The sequence below is a fragment of the Priestia sp. 3CA3 genome (genome assembly GCF_056836725.1).
In genome coordinates, this window is the sequence record NZ_JBXENJ010000002.1 from 218880 (window position 1) to 240889 (window position 22010).

Consider the following 22010-nt stretch of genomic DNA (forward strand, 5'->3'; position numbering starts at 1 on the left):
TATCACTTCACTCCTTGTTTTTGGGATTCCATATATCTTTGCAACTGCTGTTCAGTTGGATATCCGTCGTTATCTCCAGGGCTTTGTACAGCTAATGACCCAATAGCATTTGCTCTCATGACAGATTGAGTAAGAGAATCATGTTGAAGAAGTCCGCTTAACAGCCCTACTGCAAAGCCGTCTCCTGCACCGACTGTATCCACTATTTGTTTGACTTTTATTCCTTCAACCATTCCTTGCTCTTTAGCCGTCTTAAAAAAGGCTCCTTGTTCACCTAGTTTAATAACGACAAGCTCTACGCCTGCATCTAAATAGTAAGAAGCGATGTCTTCTGGGTTTTCGTATCCGGTTAAAATTTTCCCTTCTTCAATGCCTGGCAGAACGTAGTTTGCTTGTTTAGCAGCTTCGTTGATTGTAAAAATCATTTCTTCCTTCGATGTCCAAAGAGTCGGTCGCAGGTTCGGGTCAAAGGAAACCGTTCTGCCAGCTGCTTTCATCGAGGTAAGAGCGTGTAGAGCAAATTCACGCATGCTTGCTGACACAGCAAGCGGTATTCCTGTCATATGCATGTGTTTTGCCGCTAAAAAATAGTTTCGATTAAAATCGCGTGGGTGCAAGTGACTGGCTGCCGAATTTTTTCGGAAGTAACAAACTTCCGGATCTCCCACTTCCACTTTTGATTTAATTTGAAAGCCTGTTGAATGTTCGCTATCTACTAGTACACAATCGGTGTTGACCGACTCCTCTTGTAGCCGTTTCATAATAAACGTACCGAAAGGATCATTGCCGACTTTGCTCACCCACCCTGCGTGCAGACCGAGACGAGCGAGACCAATTGCTACATTTGTTTCTGCTCCGGCTAGCTCTTTTGTATAATGCTTAATCTCATACAGCGGTCCTGGTTGTTCTGCCATGAACATCGCCATTGCTTCTCCGAAGGTAATAACGTCTAATGAATTCATTGCACTTCCTCCTGTTCTGCTGCTTGCACCAATGAAATGAAGCGGGGGATTTGTTCCGGTTCATCGATTGGAAACTCTAAAGCTTTAAAAATCGAATGAGAAAACCCTTTCAAAATATCTTTCCACATTTCATTTGAATCGTTTGATATAGAGGTTGTTACTAGCTTTCCGCTATTCTTTATTACGTGTTTAATATGAATATAGCTTACAAATGACCTTAGCTTTTTGATTGCTTCCTGGGGTCGTTCCTGTACATAAAGCCAGTTACCAATATCAAACGTCATGGAAACAGGAATTTCGTAAGCGTTATCAAAAAATGCGTGCAAAGATGCTATGTTGCCTCCATAACTGGTTTGATCGTTTTCCACAAATAGATGTAAAGCTGGAAATGCCTGCAATAGCTCCTGCAATTCCCCTATAGGTGATTGTGGCTGATAAAAACCAAGAGAAACTTTTACCCACTGAGCGCCAAGTGATACGGCTTCTTCAAGAATAGATTTTAATTCTTGTTTGTTTAACTCTCCACTTTCTTTCCACAGTTCGATTGGAGCCGAATATACTGTAAAAAGCGGATATCTTTTTAATTCTTCGGCAATAAGCTCAATCTCTTGATCTACTTTTTTCATTAACTCTCTTCGAATTTCCACTCCATGTACTTGCTGTTCATATATTTTCCCAATCATGGTGTGCTGAGAGCTTGTCGTTTCAAATGCATTTAAAGGAATAATGATATGATTCATAAATCGACCTACCTTTCTTATTATACTAGCTAACCACTTACTAAACCGGTTTAGTAAATCGATTTATCTAAATTATAAGACTATTGAAAGCGCTTTTCAAGCTTTTTTTATAAATTATAAAAAAAAGAAACAACACGGCGTTATGCCGTGTTGTTTCTTAGTGATCTTCTGTGCTTTTTACTAAATTGCGATCTTGTTGATAAATATCATAGATTAAGAAACTAAAACCATAGTACAAGACCATGATTACAACTGACTTTGTCATGATAAATAAAGCGCCTAGCCCGATACCAACTAACAGCGTCTGGACACTCAAACGGTCTCGCTGAAAAGCTAGCTGTGATAGGAAATAACCAATACCAATTAAAATAGCCAACACCCATGTATTTTGAATGGCTAATACATAGTGACTATATAAATAAAAGCTAGGAAAATAGACGGTGCTTTCTACGAAGCTGGAAATACCGCTGTATGCAAGCCACCACTTTTGCTCTCTTTCTGTTTTAGGAACGGTTGCCTCAATTGACGTGGGCATCTCCTGTTCCACAAAAACCGTTTCTCCATGATCTTTCATCCATTGGATCATAATGGAAATAATAATAAAACCTGCAAAGATTAAAAGCAGCAGATATTCAATCCACGCTGGATACGGAGCCGTCCGGTGAATCGTATCTAGATATACTCCCTGCAATCCTAACATAGAAAGTGGAACCGCATGGTATACCATCACCGCAATATAAAATAGTAAAATTAGCACATAAAAAAAGAACTGTTCTTTGTAGTAGCGAATTTTTTTGCCTTCTGAAGCAATTCGCTTAACAGTCACGCTCTCCAAGTACGGACGAATAATGCTTATGATAATAATAAGACACGTAAATACAATCATATAGTTATGTAATCACCTTTTCAACTTCATTATGTAACATTTTTTTCCATCCGCGAGAACAGGTGGTTAACAGCCTCTGTCCTTTCTTATAGTACCAAAAAACTAAACTTTTTGACAATCCTGATTTATCAATTAGGAAGATGAAATAAGCGTAGCTACATTGATACCGCTAATTGTGACCATAGGAGATCCCCCGCCTGGGTGAGTCGTTCCTCCTACAAAATATAAGTTTTTAACATCTTTTGAGACGTTGCTTGGACGAAGAAAACTATCCATTTTCCGATTTGAACTCACTCCATACAAAGCGCCTTTAAATGCACCAAAGGTTTGTTCAATTTCACATGGAGTAACAATTCGTTCATGTACAAGCGAGGGCTCAATATCTAAACCAAACTGAGAAAGCTTGCGATAGACAACCTCTCTGTAAGATTTCATTTTTTCTTGATTCGCTTCTTTTACAGCAGGGGCATTCACTAAAATAAATAAATTATCACCCGGAGCTACCGTGTTATCGGTATACGAAGAATTACAAACGTAAATGGTAGGGTCGGTTGGAAGCGTTTTTTGCTGAAATAGTTCATAGAATTCCTGCTTGTAATCCTGAGAAAAGTACACTTGATGATGAATCAGCTGAGAAAAGCGCTTTTTAACTGCTGCCATAATTACATAGGCTGATATGGAAGGCTCAAACTCAGCTGCTTTTTTGTTTTTAAAATGAGGTCTATCCTGCTCTTTTACGAGTGCCGGATAGGCTTTTAGCAAGTCCCCGTTTACAATAACGATATCCGCGTCTATCTTTTCTTCTCCATTCACTTCCACTCCGACAGCCCGCTTATTTTTTACTACTATTTCAGTCACGCTGCAGTTTGTGTACAGCTTTCCTCCAGCTTTTTGGAACACATGCCCCAGCCCTTTTGCAATTCTAGTATTTCCTCCTTTTACATAGTACACCCCGTCATTCATTTCTAAGTGTCCAATCAGTGAAAAGGTAGCGGGCGATGTATAAGGTGAAGATCCAATATAGGTTGCGTATCGATTAAATGCATTTCGAATGTTTTCATTTCGAAAAAAGCGCTGATGAAACGTATCTACTGTTTCAAACGGCCTTACTTGCAGCAGTGCTTTTAATAGAGAAGGGTTTGTGTAATCTTTCCATGACGAAAATGTCCGGTAGAAAAATTGACTTTTTGCAATGTCATATATTCTTTTTACTTCTTTTAAATAGGCCGGGTATTGTTTAGCAGCAAAGGGGTCGAGACGTTCAAGCTGCTCAATCATTTTTCGTTCGTCGATAGACATGGAAAATTGTGAACCGTCGGTGAAGAAATTATTTGTATGATTCGTTAGTTTAACAAGAGGCATATAGTCTTCTGCACGTTCGCCCGCTTGCTCAAATAACCACTGAAAAACTTCTGGCATTGTAATGGTATTAGGCCCGAAATCAAAAGAATATTCTCCTAGCTGCACAGGCATCATTTTTCCGCCTACGTGCTCGTTTTTTTCAACGATTGTGACATCGAACCCTTTTGTTTGAAGAAGAACTCCTGCAGCTAATCCGCCTAATCCTGCCCCGACAATTAGTACTTTTTTCATTGATAATGCCTTCCTTTCCATTCATATCCCTGCTTTTTTCGTTCACGCTTCATAGAATGGTTCATGAGCAGCATCAGCACAATTGCCGACGCCGGCATAGTAAGAAACAAAAGCCCTTTTTGCTGAGCCGACCGGTCAATTAAAAACCGCTGAAAAAGCATAATGCAAAAAGGAAGAATCCAAAGTATGTTGCCTGTGAATATTCCTGCTATAAACAAAGGAAGCGGCAGCACATAGTAACAGGTAAAAAAAACGCTCAGTATCCAAACTGCTTTAGCGGATCGGCCTAGACCAACAAAGATATTTTTAGCAAACCCATTCCATACTTCTTCAGTTGTTTCATACATATAACAGCTAACGTGAGACGTAATATTGGCTAAAATAACGCGCTGTTTCTTTTTCTTAAAAAGCTGAGCTAGATGCACATCTTCTACTAGTGAAGTTTTAACAGCTTCATGTCCTCCTGCGATCTCATAAGCTTCTTTTTTTATAAACATAAAAGCACCGTGAGCTGCTGAAGCTTTGCTCACCTTGTTACGGTTCGCTACCACAACCGGTAAATAGCTAAAAACAACCACATGCTGAAGCGGAACAACCAATGCTTCTAACCACGTTTTTACGGGAAAACGAGGAAATCCTGTTAAAAGAGCTGCTTTTGTCGCTTGTGCGGTGGCTAAAGTATGTTCTAGCGTGCGTTCTTTGAGCTGTACATCGGCATCTACAAACAATAAATAGTCTCCATTTGCAGCTTGTGACAGCTGGTGACAGGCATGAACTTTTCCTACCCACCCTTCTTTCAGCTCTTTTCCTTCTATGATGGTAAACCTTGAATCCCCTTGAATTTCTTTCCACAGCTGTGTTCGTGTTTCATCTGTGGACTGATCGTCTAGTATGACACATTCTAGATTGCTGTACGTTAATCCTTTAACAGAAGAAATGATTCGCTTTACATTTCGTTCTTCGTTTCGCATTGGAATCAAAATAGAAATGAGAGGCTGAGGTGTTTTTGAATTCAACTTGTATCTATTTAATTTAGGCATTGCTTGAATATTTACAATGGTCAGAAGCAGCATCAAAATAAATAAAAGCATATAGTAAATCATTCTTTCACCTTCGCTTTCCACCACGTTAACCACTCGCTAAGCGTCTTTCGTCCTTTTAATAAAACCGTAAATTCCTCATCGTTTTCTTGAATGATGTTTTGTTTTTGATGATCGAGCTGAGCAGTGACTGCAGCGGCTAGCGTTTTGGTTATATCTTCTCTTGCATTGGCTAAGTCGTAAAAAACAGCTTGCCCTACCCAGATAAAAAGCTCAGGTCGCTGATCATGGCGAAACGTATAATAATATGTAATGGGAATAACTTCAACGTCAGATTGCTTTTTTAGAAGAAAAGCAGGTCCTTCAGAAAAAGCTAACGGTCTTTTCTCAAGATGCTCTTCTTTTCCTTGAGGAAAAACAAGCACCGCTTTTTTATCTTCTAACAGCCTACTGGCAAACCTTAACGATTCCACCGTATGCTTCGGAGACGCTGCATTTACTGAAAAAGCCCCAATTCGTTGAAAAAAAGGAAAATCCTTCATTCCTTGTTCAGACATCATAGCGTATAGATCTGTTTTCAATACCGCGTTATTTAAATAAAATGTCACTAAACCGTCCCACCAGCTGGAATGATTAGCAATTAATAACATTTTTTTATCTTTTGGGAGCTCTTCTATATGTAAATGAATACGATAAAACTGTTTTTTGAGCTGATATGTGACAAACAGTTGAAAAAAGCGCTCAAATATTGAGTTTTTCTTCGGATAAATCATAAGCGAGTCTCCTTTTTATACACAATATAAAGAATAAGAAAAGGAATCATCGTCAGCCATACCACAAGCCACAGGCCATTTACTAATGCTACAATTACAAACATCATGACGACTGCACTATACAAAAACACCATTCTTCTTTCCCATACCGGCTCTTCTTCTTTAGGAACCTTAGCTAAAAAGAAATATACGACCAGCTGAATGAAGAAAGACAGTAAAAACCAGCCGGAGAAATTGGATAAAGGAATATTATAATAAAAGCTGTCCCCTTCCCACACCCAATATTGTTTAACAACATAGGCAACGGGATCAATAGCCAAATCCATAATAACAGCAAATAGCGAACTAATGACCGCATAGGCAATTCCATGGACAATAAACGGCAGCTCCATGCGCTTCATAATTCCGAGAGCTAATATTCTGCTTGTGATTACGACCATAAACCAAGCCGATCCAATGGTTAGAGGAACTCCTAAGATTTTAGCGCCAAAATCTTTTTCATAATCGTAGGATCCAAACAAAAACCCATGTTTAACACCTAGACTTTCGACATAAATAGATGCGCCTGTCACAAATACGGCAACGACCAGTGCCCGCCTTACTCCATAGGCTTTAGCTAGATAAATAAGAGCAAGAAGACTGCTCAAGTGTAAAAAAACAGCATTTGCCCATTCTAACCATGAAGGCAGCAAATCAAATGAAAGCAAAACGACTCCGCATACGTACCAAATAAGAAAAAAACGATAAATACCATTTGTGATCATCGATTCACCTTCTCTCCAGCTTCTTTTTATCAAATTGCTATTATATAAGCTTGTACACATTCTCTCCATTTTCAATGTGCTCTTTTCTATGAGTAGAACACACTCTCTTAAGATTATGTGAAAATAGCCACTGTTAGTACGTTCCCTAAATAAGAGACTTTATTACTTATTTATAAACAAAAATAAAATAAACGTCCATTAAAATCTACGGATGTATAGATTGAAATGACGTTTATTTTTTCTTATGTATATACACTTCTAATAGCTTTTTGGCAATGAGTCCAATAACCAGTCCCGGTACAACAGACAGCATAGGGAGCCAAATTGGGCCTATAAAAACACCGTTGATGGTTGTCACTGAGGAATACATAATGCCTACTGTAACAAAATAAGCACAGGAGACAAAAGGAATAAATGTAAATCTCGATGCGCCGTTTTCTGCTTCTTTAACAGCATCCCAAATTGCAAAAAAATATAAACATGGATAAAACATTAACCACTGCATGTTCATTACCTCGAGGGATTGCTTTGTTTCCCCCAAAAAGCTTAAGCGAATGCCTTCATTAAAATTTGCGCCCATATTAATGAGAAATTCAAGTACAATAAACAAAATTCCTTTTATATGTTTTTTGTTTAGTAATTGTCCAAAGCCTGGCAACGCAATGCTCCATAAAAGAGCTTCTAGTCTAGTCACGTTCTATCCCAACATTTTGACGTATAAAAGAACTCCACAGCATGATATCAGTAGAAATTTTGTCCATAGTTATCAACCTCACAATAATTTACTTATAGTTTTTGTAAATGTAAAATTTTTATACTACATCTCCTTTAATATTTGTAACTTATTGTAAATTGATAAATGTTTTAGCTATTCAACCAGACATTTTCGTTTAGAATTTTCTGTTTATTAAAACAAAAGCGTGCGATATACTAGTTTTATACGTACGAAAGGATGAGAAAGCTGACATGGAAACAAGTTTTTTTTCAATTTTAATACTAGGATTTTTTTTAGGAATCAAGCATGCTCTAGAACCAGATCACATTATCGCTGTATCAACCATTGCTTCAAAAAGTAAAAAGCTGTGGCGCTCTTCGCTTGCAGGAGTATACTGGGGGATTGGTCATACGCTTACGCTGTTTATTTTTGGCATGATTTTAATAGTGTTAAAAAGCAGTATTTCTGAACGTATGAGCATGTCACTTGAATTTTTAGTGGGCATTATGCTCGTTTATCTCGGTTTTACATCGTTTCTGTCTTACAAAAAACAAGTGCATACGCATCACGAAAAAACGTCTTACTTAAAGTCATTAGGCATTGGCTTTGTTCATGGACTAGCCGGAAGCGCAGCGATGGTTGTAGTAACGATGAGCACCGTTACTCACGTATGGCAAGGTGCGCTGTACATTATCATTTTTGGAATCGGCACTTGTCTTGGCATGCTGTTATTTACGACGGTTATTGGAATTCCATTCGTTACAACTAAAAAGCAAGTGACGTTAAACCGCTGTTTGATGCAGGTAACAGGTGCTGTCAGCATTATATTTGGCCTCTATTATATGTATAATTTAGGTGTAAGCGACGGATTATTTAGTCTGTGGTTCTAACAGAGAATAAAACATAATGAAAATAATTCAATCTAAAGACGAATAAGTAGGATAAATGATCTGGACTGCTTGTTCCACAGCTGTTGATTTCTGTGCAAGACTTCGCTTTGTCCTCTAATCAACGGCTAGAACGAACTACATACGGGAAACCTACGTTCACCCTACCAATAAAAAATCCGAACGAATTTGATTCTCTATCAAGAGTTCAGCTCGTTCGGATTTTTCTTTAACTACTATACTTTTGTACAGGCACTTTAATACTTACGCAAAAGTGATACTTCAGCTTTTAATAACTCCTGCCGGAACAATCCGTATACTTTGACGATTATCTCTTCCACTTCTTGTGTACTAGCAGCTAGTATTCGAATAGCACATCCGGAAATCGGAAGTGCGGAAGCTCCTGCTTTACAGCCTGCCTCTTCGCACAGCTGATGTACTTTCGCTATAAATGCGTCGTCGGCGTTTGGATGAACAATAATAATTGATCCAAAATGAGTATACCCTTCCATTTTCATCATGCCGCGCAGATGGTTTTCTGGCTTCAAGTATAAGTGATCGTATACCTTCAGCTGCTTGTTTACATACAGTTTCAGCTTGGAACGCATAGAGGTATATTGAAACAGCTGCCCATCCGGCGACCACCCCGGGGTGATGCTGTCACACATAAACAAAGCAGCGTTTTCTGCCATATGAACCGTTATTTCTTGGACAAATGCAGCATTTTCATACAAAATAAGCGGGTCTGGTATATATTCCATGATGGATTGTTCTTCAAGGGTTATGCACGTTTCTTGTAAAACAGCTGCGTTCGGTGTTTTGTACACCTTTGTCGCAGATTGAGTAGTAGCAGTCAGCTGAGCATTTTTCTCGACCGTTATCATCGTTTTGTATTTGTCTCCGCTCACGTATCCCCCGCCTACGTGAAGCATATAAACAAAAGGTGATTCAGGAGTCATGTAAATAGGTCTGGCAACTTTGAAAGCCCCGTAATGATAAGTATCTTTAATAACCGTTCGCTCACTCTTTCTTTCTGCACGAAGCTCTAAATAACCCGTGTAGCTCATGATTCAAGGCCGATTAAAAAGGCCTCTTTTTTGATCCATTCTATCACCTGATTGAGCCCTTTATCTTCTTTTAAATTGGTGAAAACAAAAGGCTTGTGCCCTCTCGCTTGGATTGTATCTTTTTCCATTACTTCTAAACTGGCTCCTACATATGGGGCTAAATCTGTTTTGTTGATAATGAATAAATCAGATTTAATCATTCCTTGACCGCCTTTACGCGGGATTTTTTCTCCTTGTGCTACATCGATGATATAAATTGAAAAATCAACGAGCTCTGGGCTAAACGTTGCGGCTAAATTATCTCCTCCGCTTTCTACAAAAATAAGTTCAACATCGGGGTGACGTTCCACTAACTCATCAATTGCAGCAAAGTTCATGGATGCATCTTCTCGAATAGCTGTATGAGGACATCCTCCTGTTTCTACTCCTACGATACGATTTTCTGGCAAAATACTGTTTTTTACTAGAAACTGTGCATCTTCTTTTGTATAAATATCGTTTGTAATGACTGCCATACTGAGCTGCCCTTCTAGCGCACGCGTTAATCGTTCTACTAACATTGTTTTTCCTGCACCAACAGGTCCACCAATTCCAATTTTAATTGCATCCATTTTTTCTGCCTTCATCATTCGAAGGCCTTCCCTCCTTTTTTATGACATGAACAATCGAACATGCAGTTGTTCATGCTGCATTTGAGCAATTTCTAACCCTGGTGTCACGGCACCAAATTCCTCTTGATCTGCTTGCAAAATATGCTGAAGCGCTTGCTGCAGCAGCGGCTGAAAAAGAACGAGCGTTTTTTGCCCATCGGTTTGGCCGATTGGTATGCCGCGAACAGCATTTTGAATTAATGAAGAGATGCTAGCGTACAAATGACTTAAAATTGCCTCTTCTTTTGTAATGTTTAACTGCAGGCTGGCTAATGCAAATACAACAGCAGGATGTCCGTACGCCTTCTTTGCTTTTACTTCACTCATATACTTTTCTAAATAAGAGCCTTGAAATAACTCTAAGCAAAGCTTTAACATGCGCTGCCCCACCCGTCTTGTCCCTTCTCTTGTTTCTTTTGACAAAGCAAGAGCGTATAGTTCATGATCAATTCTCATAATTTCGTTAAACTGGTCACGAACAGCAAACTCATAAGCCAGCCTGCATGCTAAGCCGTCCGTATACGTCAGCTGAACATCAAGGTATGTACGAAGCGCTTCTTGAAAGGTTTCTGTGTCGTAAATTTGATTTCGCTGAATATACGTTTCAAAACCAAACGAATGCGAAAATGCACCCGATGGGAAATTTGAATCACATAGTTGAATCAGCGAAAGCAATGAATTAGTCATGACTATGTCCGATATGCTTAAAAGCTTGTTTTACTTTTCTTTTTTCGCGCTTATAGGGAATGTTGAGCTGCTGAAGCAATTCTTCGACTAAATAATCGTACTGTACAAGCATGTCTCCACCTTCAAACTGCGCCGGCAAATGGCGGTTCCCAAGCTGATGAGCAATTTCTCCCATCTGCTGAATATCAATCGGCTGAATGGTCAAAATATCGTCTGCCAGAACTTGCACAACAATCATATTGCTTTCATCCATAAATAGTACATCGCCATCAACTAACTCGCGGTTTTCTTTCAGACGAATTCCGAGTTCCTTACCGTGATCTGTTACAACGCGCTGAACGCGTTTTACTAAGTGATCACTTTCGATATATACCTTTTCTATATGTGGAGCTCGTTTTTCTAATGTTGCTATATTTCCGATAATTTTTTCGATTACCATTTTTTCACCTCAAAATAAAAAGTATCGCTGCGCCATAGGCACAACTTCTGCCGCTTCACATGTAATCATTTGTCCATCTATTTTTACTTCGTACGTTTGGGGATCAACTTCAATCTTAGGCATTTCCCCGTTTAACTTCATATCTGTTTTTTTTAACTGACGAATATCTTTTACTGGTTTAAGCAGCTTTTTTAACCCTAGTTTTTCGCCCACTTTGTTCTCATACGCTGCTTTTGACACAAACGTAACGGAGGTTTTAGCTCTTGCTTTTCCATAAGAAGCAAACATCGGACGATATAAGACCGGCTGTGGGGTTGGAATTGAAGCGTTAGGGTCTCCCATTAAGCTGTGAGCAATTAAACCGCCTTTTACAATCAAGTCAGGCTTTATTCCAAAAAACGCTGGCTCCCATAGGACTAAGTCAGCTATTTTCCCTGTTTCTACCGATCCTACGTATTCGGAAATTCCATGAGCGATAGCTGGATTAATCGTATATTTAGCTACATAGCGTTTGACACGTGCGTTATCGCCGACTTCGCTGTCACCATCAATTTTTCCTCGCTGCTTTTTCATCTTATCAGCTGTTTGCCACGTTCGTGTAATCACTTCTCCTACACGTCCCATTGCTTGAGAATCTGAAGAAATCATACTGAATACACCTAAATCGTGTAAAATATCTTCAGCTGCAATCGTTTCTTTGCGAATGCGGGAATCAGCAAAAGCGATGTCTTCTGGTACAGCAGGATCAAGATGATGACATACCATGAGCATATCTAAATGCTCTTCAAGCGTGTTGACCGTATAGGGTCTTGTTGGATTAGTTGATGATGGAAGCACGTTTGGAAAGCTTGCCATTTCCATAATATCAGGTGCATGCCCGCCTCCAGCTCCTTCAGTATGGTAGGTATGAATGACTCGATCACCAATTGCTGCAATCGTATCTTCAACAAAGCCGCCTTCATTTAAAGTATCTGTATGAATCGCAATTTGAACATCGTACTCGTCTGCTACTTGCAGGCTTGTGTCGATGGCAGATGCCGTGGTTCCCCAGTCTTCGTGAAGCTTTAGTCCAATTGCTCCTGCTTTAATTTGTTCAATTAAAGGCTCTTTCGCACTTGCATTTCCTTTTCCTAAAAAGCCAATATTCATCGGAAATGCTTCAGCGGCTTCAAGCATTCGTTCGATATGCCACGCTCCGGGTGTACAAGTGGTAGCCTTTGTTCCTGTAGCAGGTCCTGTTCCTCCTCCAATCATCGTTGTCACGCCAGAGGCAAGGGCGGTTTCAATTTGCTGCGGACAAATGAAATGAATATGCGCATCAATACCGCCGGCGGTTACAATTTTCCCTTCAGCTGCAATTACTTCCGTACTCGCACCAATGATGATGTCTACTTCATCCATCAACAGCGGATTACCCGCTTTTCCAATAGTTTGAATGAGTCCATCTTTTATTCCAATATCTGCTTTATATATGCCTGTATAATCAACGATAATGGCATTTGTCAACACTAAGTCCGCTGCTTCACTTCGCGTTGCAAGAGGGTGCTGCCCCATTCCGTCACGAATCACTTTTCCTCCGCCAAACTTCACTTCATCTCCGTAGGTTGTGAAATCTTTTTCAATTTCAATAAATAGCTCTGTGTCTGCTAAACGAACAGCATCTCCAACGGTTGGTCCAAACATATCTGCATACTGACGTCGCGACATTTGAAAACTCATCTTATGCATCTTCCTTTCTATCAGAAAGCGATCTGTTTGTTTTATTGTTCAGACCGTAAATTTCTCTTGTTCCGGAGAAAGCAACCAGCTCTACTTCTTTTGCATCACCTGGCTCAAAGCGAACGGCTGTACCGGCTGGAATATTTAAATGATAGCCAAGCGCAGCTTCGCGGGGGAATTCGAGCGCGGCATTCACTTCAAAAAAATGAAAATGTGAACCTACTTGAACGGGGCGGTCGCCTCTATTGATTACAGTCACGCTAATCGATTGCTTTCTGTTATTACATGTGATCGGTTCTTTTTTTAAGACGTATTCCCCTGGAATCATATTTTCCCTCCTCTTAACGAATTGGATCGTGAACAGTGACGAGCTTGGTTCCGTCTGGAAAGGTAGCTTCTACTTGAATATCATGAATCATTTCCGGAATACCTTCCATTACATCTTCTCGTTTTAAAATCTTGGTACCTTCTCGCATTAGCTGTGCTACCGTCTTGCCATCGCGAGCTCCTTCCATAATTTCATATGTAATGATCGCTACTGCCTCGGGATAGTTAAGTTTTAATCCTCTTGTCTGACGGCGTCTTGCTAAGTCTGCAGCTACGACAATCATTAATTTTTCTTGTTCTCTCGACGTAAGTTTCAATGAAAGCTTCCTTTCTGCTAATCTTTTTTCTTGTTAACATCAAATGTGATATTTTCTAACACAAATACACAACTAATTATATTAAATTTTCTGATAAAAAACAAAGGATTTATATCTTTCGATAAAAAAAGATGAGCATATTTGCTCACCTTTTACTCTTCTGAAATCACTTGTGTTTTCCATTTCTGCAGGTGTTTCCAACCCAGACCTTCAGCTAGCTGACGTTTTGCATAGTCTACTCCTTCTTCAATAGAAGTTTCATAGCCAAATAAATAATAGCGCAAGCCGGCGTTTAATACTACTTGATTATAGACATAAGTCAGTTCGGAAGAAGATTCACCCTCCAAAATGCGCGTCACATATGCCGCTTGTTTTTCAACACTTATTTTCTTTTCAAAGTGTTCTTCTTCCACAAACAGTCCGTATTCTTTTGGATTGACAATAAACGACTCCATCTCTCCTTCTGAGATAGTAAAAACAAAGCTGCTTCTATGTACAGGTACATCTTCAGATCCTTCTATACCTTGCACCACGTATACATGTTTAAACGGGAGCGAAGCAAAAATGGGCACAATTTTGTTAATGGCCGTGCGGTGAAAAGCGCCCATCATTAAAGAAGAAGCATTTGATAAATTTAATAGTTTTTCAACCGTATTAATTAGTGTTCTTACGCCAATTTCATGACGAATTTGTTTGATGCGACTAAGAGGATAAGAGATTGTTTCAGCATTTACAAAGCCAATTTTTAATGTTTCTAACGTATGACCGATGTCTTCAATCGTTTGAGCTTGAGGGATCTGTAATGAATGAAGTACATCTTCAATCGTTGTTCCAAACTTTGGAGGAAGCGCTTCTGTACAGTGTAAAAAAGCTGGCACACCTCTTTCAGCTAATAAAATCGATACAGGAATGGTCGCAAAAAATGAATTTCTCCCTGCATAAGGGCTTGCAAAATCAATTGATTTATCTTTTAACGGCTGAGACAGCGGTATCTCTTTTGTTTTTTCACGAAAAGCATGAACGAATCCCAATAGTTCATCTGCATTTTCGGTTTTAATGCGTTCCGCAATAAAAAAAGCAGCGACCTGAGCATCCGTAGCTTGTCCAGAAGCGATTAAGCGAGCTGCTTCTTTTGCTTGTTCATACGTTAAGTCAGTTGATCCTCTTTTTCCGCGCGCTATTTCTTTTATAAATTGTTGCATATCGTACACTTCCTTTTTAACTGAATATTTGTACATTGTATCACATATTTCCTTTGTTCCTTAGATTATCTTCTATCAGGTACGCAAACTGCTAAAAAATATGAAATTAAAGGAAAAGTACTAGTTCTTTTATAACCTAATATAGTATAATCTATCTGCTATACTATTATTTGGATATTCGGGGGACTTTACAAATGAAAAAAGAGAAACTACTTGTACCATTTATAGCGGCATCCGTTTTAGTAGGAGCATCGGTGACAACCCTGTTTTTAGTCACTCTGCTTATGCTGCTTCTTCTGTCAGCGTTTATCAAAAAGACGTTAATTCGCTAGCAGATTATTACGCACCATTTTATAAAACCGTAGAAAAAAAGCGAAAAGAAATTGAAGGAATAAAAGATGACGAAAAAGCGTTAGCCGCATATGATCAGCTTGCAGATCAAATTGACCAGTTTCTAACAAAGACTGATAAAAATTACGCGATGAATCATCTTAATTCAGAAGCTGATCAGCTTCAAGGGTATTTATATGATAGTTTAATTGCTCTTTACAATTACATTGTGGATCTTGAAGACTATGCGTATGGAGATGTAAGTGACGCGGAATTTAATAAGATCTCTGCAAATTTTGAAAAAGAAATCAACGCATACAATACGCAATTTCAGCAAAAAGCGAAGAGCTATAAAACGAAGCGAAAAGTAACGTTTAGCGCAAATATGAGTTATTTGCTTGATGAAGATATTCAACCTTCACCAACAGCTCCATCTACACCCGCTGATAACAATGGCACCTACACGGTGAAAAAAGGAGACACGCTGACAGCAGTCGCTAAAAAGTACGGCATGACGGTAGCTGAATTAAAAAAATTAAACAATTTAAAAACAGATGCGCTAAAAGTTGGACAAGTGCTGAAAGTGAAAAGTGCAAGCGCACCTGCGCCGGCTCCAGCACCCCAAACTTCTGTTAGTGCAAAACAGCAGCAAATCGTATCGTATGCTAAAACACTGATCGGAAAGCCATATAAATATGGAGGCACAACACCAAAAGGTTTTGATGTATCGGGGTACACACAGTATGTATATAAAAACGCGGGCTCGAATATTTCTATCCCCCGTACAGTAGCAGATCAGTATAAAAGCGGCACGGACGTAAAGCAAAACAGTCTGCAGGCTGGAGATTTAGTTTTCTTTAAAAACGGCAAATCCGTTTCAGTCGTAGGAATTTACCTAGACAAACAAGAATTCATTTATGTCAGCAGCAAAGGCGTTAAAACGCAATCACTTTCAGCAGCGTACTGGAAAAACAGCTATGCGGGCGCAAAGCGTATTATAAAGTAAAAAGAGGTGCCATAAGGCACCTCTTTTGTTTTACTAGCTATGTATTTCTATACTAGACTAGCAATTTTATAAAGAACTTCTTAGTTCACAACCGTGATTTTAACAGATTTTCTTCCGAACTGTTGAGCATCACCTTCAGAAGGAACGAATACATCGATTCGATTGCCTTTAATTGCTCCACCTGTATCGGCAGCTACAGCTTCACCATAGCCTTCTACATAAACTTTCGAACCTAACGGAATAACACTAGGATCAACAGCGATTACTTTTTGGTTTGGATTTGCTTTTAAATCCACTCCTGTAGCAGTTGTACCGCTACATCCAGCACAATTAGCCGTATAGGCAGTTGCTTCAACTGTCATTGATTTGCCGCTGGCTTGTTGTGACGATTCAGCAGGTTGTTGTTGTTTTTGAGCTTGTTCAGCTTGAGCTTGCTGCTGTTGTTTTTGAGCTTGTTCAGCTTGAGCTTGCTGCTGCTCTTTTTGAGCTTGTTCAGCTTGAGCTTGCTGCTGTTCTTTTTGAGCTTGTTCAGCTTGAGCTTGCTGCTGTTCTTCTTGAGTTTGTTCAGCCGGCGCTTGAGCTTGCTGAGTTTCTGGAGCAGCTTGGGCTACTGAAGGTCTTGATTGCTGAGCTTGGCCGTTTGGAGACTGAATTTTTAGTTGTTCGCCAGGATAAATTAAATCTGACTTCAGTCCGTTCCATTCTTTAATTTGATCTACCGTCACGCCGTATTGCTGACTGATGGACCATAATGTATTTCCTTGCTGAACTTTGTGCGTCATTTCTTTTATAGTAGCTACGTTTAATTCTTGATTTGGATAAATAATATTAGATGTTAAGTTATTTGCATCTTTTAGCTCGTCTACGCTCACGCTGTGCTTTTGAGCGACTTTCCATAACGTATCACCTTTTTCTACGTGATACGTTCCGCTTGTAGAAGCAGAAGCTGCACCTACAAATCCCGCTGAAAGGATTGCTGTTGTTCCTAGAGTAAATATAAATTTTTTCATTACGAATACCTCCTTATTTACTCAATGATTGAATGATATCATCCTCACATTTCACAGCCGTTACAGAGCCATGCTACTTTTATTACAAAACTTAACAAAAAGGAACGTTTAAACGTAATATTTCTGATAATTTGGCTATATGATGAAACGTTTCTACTTTTTACTGCTTTTTATTGTTGTTTTAACCAAAATAGTTAAATTTCTCTATCATTGCTGGCTATGCCTCTTCTTTTTTATTAACCCTTTAACGGGTATATTAAGTTTTTTTCGTAACAAAAAAGAGGTTGGAAATGAATCCAGTCAACTGCTAGAAGGAACTACATAAATGAAACCTATGTTCACCATAACAAAAAAAGCGAACCGCTCATCAAAGATTCTGATGAGCGGTTCGCTTTTCAATTCGGCTAAACTACTTGTGTCCCAGCCTTTTTATTTCTTATTAAATCCTTGCTTTTCAACAAATTCTTTCATATACATACGCTTAGGATTGGAAAGCATTTCAGCCATTTGACCAGTCCATGTGTCTTGGCGTTTGCCATTTGTTCGTTCGTTGTAATAAGCAGAAATTTCTTCGTTATACGTCGTTAATTCTTTTTTCGTCTGCTCATGGTTTGGCTCATATGTTTCTTCATGATACACATGTTTAAATGGTAAGCGCGGCTTTTTATCCGTCATACCCGCTGGATGTCCAACCGTTAGACCAAATAACGGGATTACATGATGAGGCAGTTTTAACAATTTGCTTACTTCTTCTAATTCGTTACGCAAACCGCCAATATAACAAGCTCCAAGTCCCATTGATTCAGCAGCAAGCGTTGCATTTTGCGCAGCAAGGGCAACGTCAATAATAGCTACCATGAACTGCTCTGTGCTTTCGAGCGCTGTCGATAAATCTTTTTTCTCCATTTCTGCAATGACATCATGACGATGAAAGTCAGCGCAAAATACAAAGAAGTGTCCATTTGTTTCTACGTAAGGCTGATTTCCTGCTAATTGGGCAAGCTTTCGCTTCGTTTCTTTATCTTTTACTCCAATAATGGAGTACGCTTGAATATAGCTTGATGTGGAAGCTGCCTGTGCGCTTTCTACAATCGTCTGAATTTGCTCTTCCGACAATGGTTTGTCTTCATATTTGCGAATAGAACGATGATTTAAAATCGTTTCAATAACTGAGTTCATATTATAATCTCCTTTTACTTCATTTAACCTTCTACAGATGTTATATCTACAGTTAGTTTATCGAATGTAAAAAGAAATAACCAATGTTCTGCTTAAAATTGATTTTGACTTGTCTCATATCGATACAGCTTAAAGTGATCTGCAAGCACGCGATCTACTTTTACTTCTAAGCTGTCTACATATTCGTCCATTCGTTTTATCAACCGGTTTCGTTTCACATCATTTTCTAAAATGTTCTTAAGCTGCTGTTCAAAGGCTTCAGCATCATTAAGCGGTATCAGCAGCTCTTTTTCTTTTAGATATTCAATGTTAATTTGTTCTTGACCGGGAAGAGATGAATGAATAAAAATAGGTAGTCTCTTATGAAGGGCTTCGCTAATTGTAACGCCTCCTGCTTTTGTGACAATGGCATCTGCTCCTTCATATAAATCATTCATTTTCTCTCTTGATTTTACATACGGGACCGCTTTAACTTTCGGGTGGTTTAGTTTCACTAGTTCTTGATACAACTTTTTATTTTTTCCACACAGCACATAATACATATACGTACAGTTTTGCGGAAGCTGCTGAAGCATTTTGCGTACATTCCCAAGGCCCGAATTTCCGCCGGCAATCAGGATATGCTTCTGTGGCATGAGATGGTCAATCCGTCTTTTTAAAAACGCTTTATGAACGGGAATGCCCGTTACATAAATAGAAGACTCTTTTACACCGTGAACGTTTTGTAGAAATGCTTTCGTATCCTGATCAGGCACGCAGTGAAGCTCGATTCCATTTTTACCCCATACGTCGCTTACTAAGAAGTCGGTGTATACGTTTATAATAGGAAGATCAATGATTCCTTTTTCTTTTAAGCCGCTTAATACACAGGAAGGAAAGCTGTGTGTGCAAACAATGACGTCGGGCTGCTCTGCATCAATTAATTTCTTCATATGATATTCGATAATCGGCCACTTTTTCACGACAAAATCATCCATCGTATGGTCGTTTTTTTTGTATACATGCCCGTAATAAAATTTTTCAAACTGCTTTGGAAAAACAGAAATCCATTTCATGTATATCGATGAAATCATTTGTTCAAGCGGTTTGCTCCAATAGCTTAAACAATCAATTTTTTGACAAATAACGTGAGAAAAACGTTCCATGATGGCATCCATAACGGCGTCTGCTACTTGGTGATGACCAGATGGCATCTGAAAAAGCGGCAAGAACAGAACCTTCCTCATTGACCATCCCTCCTCTCAAGACGTTTTCGGTTTCTTTTTCTTTTTATAAGTAAATAAATAACAAAAAAAGCTACAGCTCCCATAATGATATACGAAATATGAATCCGGTCTCCTACATAGTAACCTAGAACGAGAAAAGAAAGGACCCATACTAGACTGCCTACCACCGATAACAGCAAATAAAGCAAAAACGGATAGCGACTTATTCCTGCCATATATGGGCTAATTTGACGTAAGCCTGGAATATATAAACCAAATAAAATGGTCCATATCCCATATTTATGGTAGCTGCCGCTTGCCGCTTCAATTTTCTCTTTGGTTAACCCTACGTATTTTCCGTATTTATCAAAAAATGGGGTTCCCGCATACCTTCCTAGCCCGTAAGCAGTAAGCATTCCAGTTATAACGCCTAAAAAAGCAAAAAGAGATGATTCGTATAAGTTCAGCTGATGTTTGGCAATAAACATGCCTAATAATATTAAAAATGATTCTTCAGGCGCTGGAATTCCAACGATCCCACAAAAAAGTACAAGTAAAATAACAATATAACCATAGGAATGTATATACTGAGAAATAATTGTTAAGTCCACTGCTCGCTCCTCTATTTACGATTGATTCATCAATTGCTGCATGGTTATACTTTCATACCCTTGCTGTTTTAAGTAAGGTAAAAATTCTTCTAACGCCGCAATCGTCATTTCAGGTGCTTTTTCATCTGCTCCCGGGGTATCTCCATTATCGTGTAAAACAAAAATGGCTCCATCTTCTACTTTACGCATTAGTTTTTGAACTAATGCCGTTTTCGTTGTTTTTAGTGTCCAATCCTGAAAGATTCCTGTCCAGATCACGAGGTGATATGGCTTGGCCATTAATAAACTGCTCATATTTAAATGTCCCCACGGCGGACGATAAAAAAGCGGCTTTTGATTTGTTACTTTCTCTATAACCTGTGCACATTGATGAATTTGTCTTTTTAATTGCCAAGGTGTTTGCGTCCATGCACTCACGTGACGATGATGATGTATAGCTACTTCATGTCCTTCATCAATCATCCTGTTTAAAATAGACGGGTGTTTTTCCCCTAGTTCTCCCACAATAAAAAAAGTAGCTTTCATTTCATGCAGTTTGAACAAGTCCAAAATTTTTGGCGTATAAACAGGATGAGGCCCATCGTCAAATGTTATAGCTATTTTATGCTTTTTTGCCCCTTTTATTATGACTGATGAATGATAGCGACGGTAAAGGGTTTGCGAAATAATGGTATATACACATATAACCATTAGAACGAAAAGTAAAACAATAAAAAAACGAGTCATATGCTTTTAACCATCCTTTTGAATTTAAATCCTGCATTTATTATAACGGTTTACTCAGACTTTGGTTTCATTTTTTTGTGATAGAAGCCAGGAATTTTAAAATAATTTGATACTTTACCTAAAAATAGCTGTTCTGCAAGGATATACCGGAAATAAAATGATATCATAAAATTTCCCTTCATTCAGTAAAAAAAGTACTTTTTACCATTTATATCTATCTTTTGTATGATAACTGTCCTTGTTTTTTGAAAATAAAAAAACTTCCCGCACGAGTGCGGAAAGTTTTGAAATTAAAATTTTGACCGATACCATTTTTCAGCTGCTTCAATTTCTGTTCGTGTTAACTGATGTCCAAATGATTCCCAATGGACCTGTACGTCCGCTCCGGCTTTTTCTAAAAGAGCAGAAAGTTCTTCCGTTTCTGATGCTGGGCAAATAGGATCGTTTGTACCTGCGCCGATAAAGATAGAGGCGTCGGTCTTAGGCACTTCAATTCCTCTTCTTGGAACCATCGGATGAAGAAGAGCCGCCCCTTTTAAAGAATTCTCATAATGAAACAGCAAACTTCCTGCAATATTGGCACCATTTGAGTAGCCTACAGCTACGATATTGTGTCGGTCGAATGAATATGTTTCAGCCGCTTCATCTAAAAATTGATGAAGTTCTTTTGTACGTTCAATTAAATCTTCTATATCAAATATTCCTTCTTGTAAACGTCTAAAGAAACGGGGCATTCCGTTTTCTAGTACATTTCCTCTTACAGATAATACGGAGCAAGAGGAATCAATCATATCTGCAACAGGGAGCAGATCTTGTTCTGTACCTCCTGTACCATGCAACAGCAATAAAGTCGGTTTCGTCTCGTCCGTTCCTTTTTTAAAAATATGTTTCACGTATATCCACTCCTTTTAAATATCTCGAATTAAAGATAATTTTATTATAAGAACTTTCGAAGCATTTGTAAAGGAACTACTGTCAAAGAAATACCTGTATGTTTTGCTGGCAGTATCACATAATACTGAATAACTTCATATGGCCATTGCTCATATGCAGCTAGGTATTTAATTCGTTTGACTTACAGCGGGTAAAGAAATATTCCACTTTTATCTAAGTGCTCCCGTCAAAAGGTGGATAATAATTAAAACTCGCCCGTCCTCCTTCGTATAAAAAGTGCC

25 protein-coding genes are annotated in these 22010 nt (G+C 38.8%); 3 read left to right on the forward strand and 22 right to left on the reverse strand.

Going from position 1 to position 22010, the window contains the following annotated elements; genetic code table 11:
• Positions 1-2: 2 nt before the first annotated feature.
• The 8 genes from AC1VNJ_RS05930 to AC1VNJ_RS05965 all read right to left on the reverse strand — a co-directional run bounded on the left by AC1VNJ_RS05930 (position 3) and on the right by AC1VNJ_RS05965 (position 7452).
• Entirely contained in the window at positions 3-962 is a 960-nt protein-coding gene (locus AC1VNJ_RS05930; protein ID WP_482640452.1) for a sugar kinase, read from the reverse strand.
• Positions 959-1702, reverse strand: a complete 744-nt coding sequence (locus AC1VNJ_RS05935) for a sugar phosphate isomerase/epimerase family protein (protein ID WP_221818069.1) — start codon at positions 1700-1702, stop codon at positions 959-961. Before AC1VNJ_RS05935 ends, AC1VNJ_RS05930 begins: the two co-directional genes overlap by 4 nt.
• A 157-nt stretch (positions 1703-1859) precedes the next feature.
• Complete coding sequence (locus tag AC1VNJ_RS05940) at positions 1860-2588, reverse strand: hypothetical protein (RefSeq protein ID WP_028412829.1); 729 nt, start codon at positions 2586-2588, stop codon at positions 1860-1862.
• Between the two features lie 132 nt (positions 2589-2720).
• The gene (locus AC1VNJ_RS05945; protein ID WP_482640453.1) at positions 2721-4181 is read right to left on the reverse strand and encodes a phytoene desaturase family protein; all 1461 of its coding nucleotides are present in this window, start codon (positions 4179-4181) and stop codon (positions 2721-2723) included.
• Positions 4178-5305 (reverse strand): glycosyltransferase family 2 protein, encoded by a 1128-nt coding sequence (locus AC1VNJ_RS05950; protein ID WP_376185589.1) that lies wholly within the window; start codon positions 5303-5305, stop codon positions 4178-4180. The genes AC1VNJ_RS05945 and AC1VNJ_RS05950 overlap by 4 nt, the downstream gene beginning before the upstream one ends.
• Positions 5281-5994: a lysophospholipid acyltransferase family protein gene (locus AC1VNJ_RS05955; RefSeq protein WP_034266744.1), complete on the reverse strand. Its 714-nt coding sequence runs from the start codon at positions 5992-5994 to the stop codon at positions 5281-5283. The genes AC1VNJ_RS05950 and AC1VNJ_RS05955 overlap by 25 nt, the downstream gene beginning before the upstream one ends.
• Positions 5991-6758: a carotenoid biosynthesis protein gene (locus tag AC1VNJ_RS05960; RefSeq protein WP_033579441.1), complete on the reverse strand. Its 768-nt coding sequence runs from the start codon at positions 6756-6758 to the stop codon at positions 5991-5993. The genes AC1VNJ_RS05955 and AC1VNJ_RS05960 overlap by 4 nt, the downstream gene beginning before the upstream one ends.
• A 232-nt stretch (positions 6759-6990) precedes the next feature.
• Positions 6991-7452 carry a hypothetical protein gene (locus AC1VNJ_RS05965; RefSeq protein ID WP_033579442.1) on the reverse strand — a complete coding sequence of 154 codons (462 nt, stop codon included), beginning with the start codon at positions 7450-7452 and terminating at the stop codon, positions 6991-6993.
• Positions 7453-7724: 272 nt separating this feature from the next.
• On the opposite strand from AC1VNJ_RS05965, the gene AC1VNJ_RS05970 reads away from it, so the two are divergent.
• Entirely contained in the window at positions 7725-8363 is a 639-nt protein-coding gene (locus AC1VNJ_RS05970; RefSeq protein WP_033579443.1) for a HoxN/HupN/NixA family nickel/cobalt transporter, read from the forward strand.
• A 254-nt stretch (positions 8364-8617) separates the two neighbouring features.
• Here AC1VNJ_RS05970 and AC1VNJ_RS05975 read toward each other — a convergent pair whose 3' ends face one another.
• The 8 genes from AC1VNJ_RS05975 to AC1VNJ_RS06010 form a co-directional block, all read right to left on the reverse strand.
• A complete protein-coding gene (locus AC1VNJ_RS05975; protein ID WP_328141255.1) occupies positions 8618-9427 on the reverse strand; it encodes an urease accessory protein UreD in 810 nt (269 codons plus the stop codon).
• Positions 9424-10038: an urease accessory protein UreG gene (gene ureG / locus AC1VNJ_RS05980; protein ID WP_028412821.1), complete on the reverse strand. Its 615-nt coding sequence runs from the start codon at positions 10036-10038 to the stop codon at positions 9424-9426. Before ureG ends, AC1VNJ_RS05975 begins: the two co-directional genes overlap by 4 nt.
• A 39-nt stretch (positions 10039-10077) precedes the next feature.
• A complete protein-coding gene (locus tag AC1VNJ_RS05985; RefSeq protein ID WP_482640454.1) occupies positions 10078-10764 on the reverse strand; it encodes an urease accessory protein UreF in 687 nt (228 codons plus the stop codon).
• Positions 10757-11203: an urease accessory protein UreE gene (ureE, locus tag AC1VNJ_RS05990; protein WP_028412819.1), complete on the reverse strand. Its 447-nt coding sequence runs from the start codon at positions 11201-11203 to the stop codon at positions 10757-10759. The genes AC1VNJ_RS05985 and ureE overlap by 8 nt, the downstream gene beginning before the upstream one ends.
• 9 nt (positions 11204-11212) lie before the next feature.
• On the reverse strand, positions 11213-12922 hold the full coding sequence (gene ureC, locus AC1VNJ_RS05995) for an urease subunit alpha (protein ID WP_482640455.1): 1710 nt from the start codon (positions 12920-12922) through the stop codon (positions 11213-11215).
• Position 12923: 1 nt separating this feature from the next.
• Positions 12924-13250 carry an urease subunit beta gene (locus AC1VNJ_RS06000; protein ID WP_028412817.1) on the reverse strand — a complete coding sequence of 109 codons (327 nt, stop codon included), beginning with the start codon at positions 13248-13250 and terminating at the stop codon, positions 12924-12926.
• Between the two features lie 13 nt (positions 13251-13263).
• Complete coding sequence (locus AC1VNJ_RS06005; protein WP_013057659.1) at positions 13264-13566, reverse strand: urease subunit gamma; 303 nt, start codon at positions 13564-13566, stop codon at positions 13264-13266.
• A 152-nt stretch (positions 13567-13718) separates the two neighbouring features.
• Entirely contained in the window at positions 13719-14768 is a 1050-nt protein-coding gene (locus tag AC1VNJ_RS06010) for an anthranilate phosphoribosyltransferase (protein ID WP_028412816.1), read from the reverse strand.
• 194 nt (positions 14769-14962) lie between these two features.
• Here AC1VNJ_RS06010 and AC1VNJ_RS06015 point away from each other — a divergent pair, with 194 nt between their 5' ends.
• The gene (locus tag AC1VNJ_RS06015) at positions 14963-15100 is read left to right on the forward strand and encodes a hypothetical protein (protein WP_482640456.1); all 138 of its coding nucleotides are present in this window, start codon (positions 14963-14965) and stop codon (positions 15098-15100) included.
• A 149-nt stretch (positions 15101-15249) separates the two neighbouring features.
• The gene (locus AC1VNJ_RS06020) at positions 15250-16104 is read left to right on the forward strand and encodes a C40 family peptidase (protein WP_482640457.1); all 855 of its coding nucleotides are present in this window, start codon (positions 15250-15252) and stop codon (positions 16102-16104) included.
• Positions 16105-16184: 80 nt separating this feature from the next.
• Here the strand turns inward: AC1VNJ_RS06020 and AC1VNJ_RS06025 are convergent, their stop codons facing one another.
• From AC1VNJ_RS06025 to AC1VNJ_RS06050, 6 genes are all read right to left on the reverse strand, one after another.
• Complete coding sequence (locus AC1VNJ_RS06025) at positions 16185-17114, reverse strand: 3D domain-containing protein (RefSeq protein ID WP_482640458.1); 930 nt, start codon at positions 17112-17114, stop codon at positions 16185-16187.
• A gap of 429 nt (positions 17115-17543) precedes the next feature.
• Entirely contained in the window at positions 17544-18293 is a 750-nt protein-coding gene (nfsA, locus tag AC1VNJ_RS06030; RefSeq protein ID WP_028412813.1) for an oxygen-insensitive NADPH nitroreductase, read from the reverse strand.
• 92 nt (positions 18294-18385) lie between these two features.
• Positions 18386-19519 carry an MGDG synthase family glycosyltransferase gene (locus AC1VNJ_RS06035; protein ID WP_028412812.1) on the reverse strand — a complete coding sequence of 378 codons (1134 nt, stop codon included), beginning with the start codon at positions 19517-19519 and terminating at the stop codon, positions 18386-18388.
• Positions 19516-20109: a DedA family protein gene (locus AC1VNJ_RS06040; protein ID WP_028412811.1), complete on the reverse strand. Its 594-nt coding sequence runs from the start codon at positions 20107-20109 to the stop codon at positions 19516-19518. The genes AC1VNJ_RS06035 and AC1VNJ_RS06040 overlap by 4 nt, the downstream gene beginning before the upstream one ends.
• Positions 20110-20124: 15 nt before the next feature.
• Positions 20125-20835, reverse strand: coding sequence for a polysaccharide deacetylase family protein (locus AC1VNJ_RS06045; protein ID WP_034270087.1), 711 nt, complete (start codon positions 20833-20835; stop codon positions 20125-20127).
• 290 nt (positions 20836-21125) lie between these two features.
• Entirely contained in the window at positions 21126-21728 is a 603-nt protein-coding gene (locus AC1VNJ_RS06050) for an alpha/beta hydrolase (RefSeq protein WP_033579450.1), read from the reverse strand.
• Positions 21729-22010 lie beyond the last annotated feature (282 nt).

Excerpts from the sequence above, each read along its gene's own strand:
- ureC (WP_482640455.1), bottom strand. The coding sequence starts at position 12,922 with ATGAGTTTTCAAATGTCGCGACGTCAGTATGCAGATATGTTTGGACCA.
- AC1VNJ_RS06020 (WP_482640457.1), top strand. The coding sequence starts at position 15,250 with ATGAATCATCTTAATTCAGAAGCTGATCAGCTTCAAGGGTATTTATAT.
- AC1VNJ_RS05940 (WP_028412829.1), bottom strand. The coding sequence starts at position 2,588 with ATGATTGTATTTACGTGTCTTATTATTATCATAAGCATTATTCGTCCG.
- ureE (WP_028412819.1), bottom strand. The coding sequence starts at position 11,203 with ATGGTAATCGAAAAAATTATCGGAAATATAGCAACATTAGAAAAACGA.
- AC1VNJ_RS05985 (WP_482640454.1), bottom strand. The coding sequence starts at position 10,764 with ATGACTAATTCATTGCTTTCGCTGATTCAACTATGTGATTCAAATTTC.
- AC1VNJ_RS06000 (WP_028412817.1), bottom strand. The coding sequence starts at position 13,250 with ATGATTCCAGGGGAATACGTCTTAAAAAAAGAACCGATCACATGTAAT.
- AC1VNJ_RS05960 (WP_033579441.1), bottom strand. The coding sequence starts at position 6,758 with ATGATCACAAATGGTATTTATCGTTTTTTTCTTATTTGGTACGTATGC.
- AC1VNJ_RS05970 (WP_033579443.1), top strand. The coding sequence starts at position 7,725 with ATGGAAACAAGTTTTTTTTCAATTTTAATACTAGGATTTTTTTTAGGA.
- ureG (WP_028412821.1), bottom strand. The coding sequence starts at position 10,038 with ATGGATGCAATTAAAATTGGAATTGGTGGACCTGTTGGTGCAGGAAAA.
- AC1VNJ_RS05935 (WP_221818069.1), bottom strand. The coding sequence starts at position 1,702 with ATGAATCATATCATTATTCCTTTAAATGCATTTGAAACGACAAGCTCT.
- AC1VNJ_RS06045 (WP_034270087.1), bottom strand. The coding sequence starts at position 20,835 with ATGACTCGTTTTTTTATTGTTTTACTTTTCGTTCTAATGGTTATATGT.
- AC1VNJ_RS05955 (WP_034266744.1), bottom strand. The coding sequence starts at position 5,994 with ATGATTTATCCGAAGAAAAACTCAATATTTGAGCGCTTTTTTCAACTG.
- nfsA (WP_028412813.1), bottom strand. The coding sequence starts at position 18,293 with ATGAACTCAGTTATTGAAACGATTTTAAATCATCGTTCTATTCGCAAA.
- AC1VNJ_RS06035 (WP_028412812.1), bottom strand. The coding sequence starts at position 19,519 with ATGAGGAAGGTTCTGTTCTTGCCGCTTTTTCAGATGCCATCTGGTCAT.
- AC1VNJ_RS06025 (WP_482640458.1), bottom strand. The coding sequence starts at position 17,114 with ATGAAAAAATTTATATTTACTCTAGGAACAACAGCAATCCTTTCAGCG.
- AC1VNJ_RS05930 (WP_482640452.1), bottom strand. The coding sequence starts at position 962 with ATGAATTCATTAGACGTTATTACCTTCGGAGAAGCAATGGCGATGTTC.
- AC1VNJ_RS06015 (WP_482640456.1), top strand. The coding sequence starts at position 14,963 with ATGAAAAAAGAGAAACTACTTGTACCATTTATAGCGGCATCCGTTTTA.
- AC1VNJ_RS06010 (WP_028412816.1), bottom strand. The coding sequence starts at position 14,768 with ATGCAACAATTTATAAAAGAAATAGCGCGCGGAAAAAGAGGATCAACT.
- AC1VNJ_RS05975 (WP_328141255.1), bottom strand. The coding sequence starts at position 9,427 with ATGAGCTACACGGGTTATTTAGAGCTTCGTGCAGAAAGAAAGAGTGAG.
- AC1VNJ_RS05945 (WP_482640453.1), bottom strand. The coding sequence starts at position 4,181 with ATGAAAAAAGTACTAATTGTCGGGGCAGGATTAGGCGGATTAGCTGCA.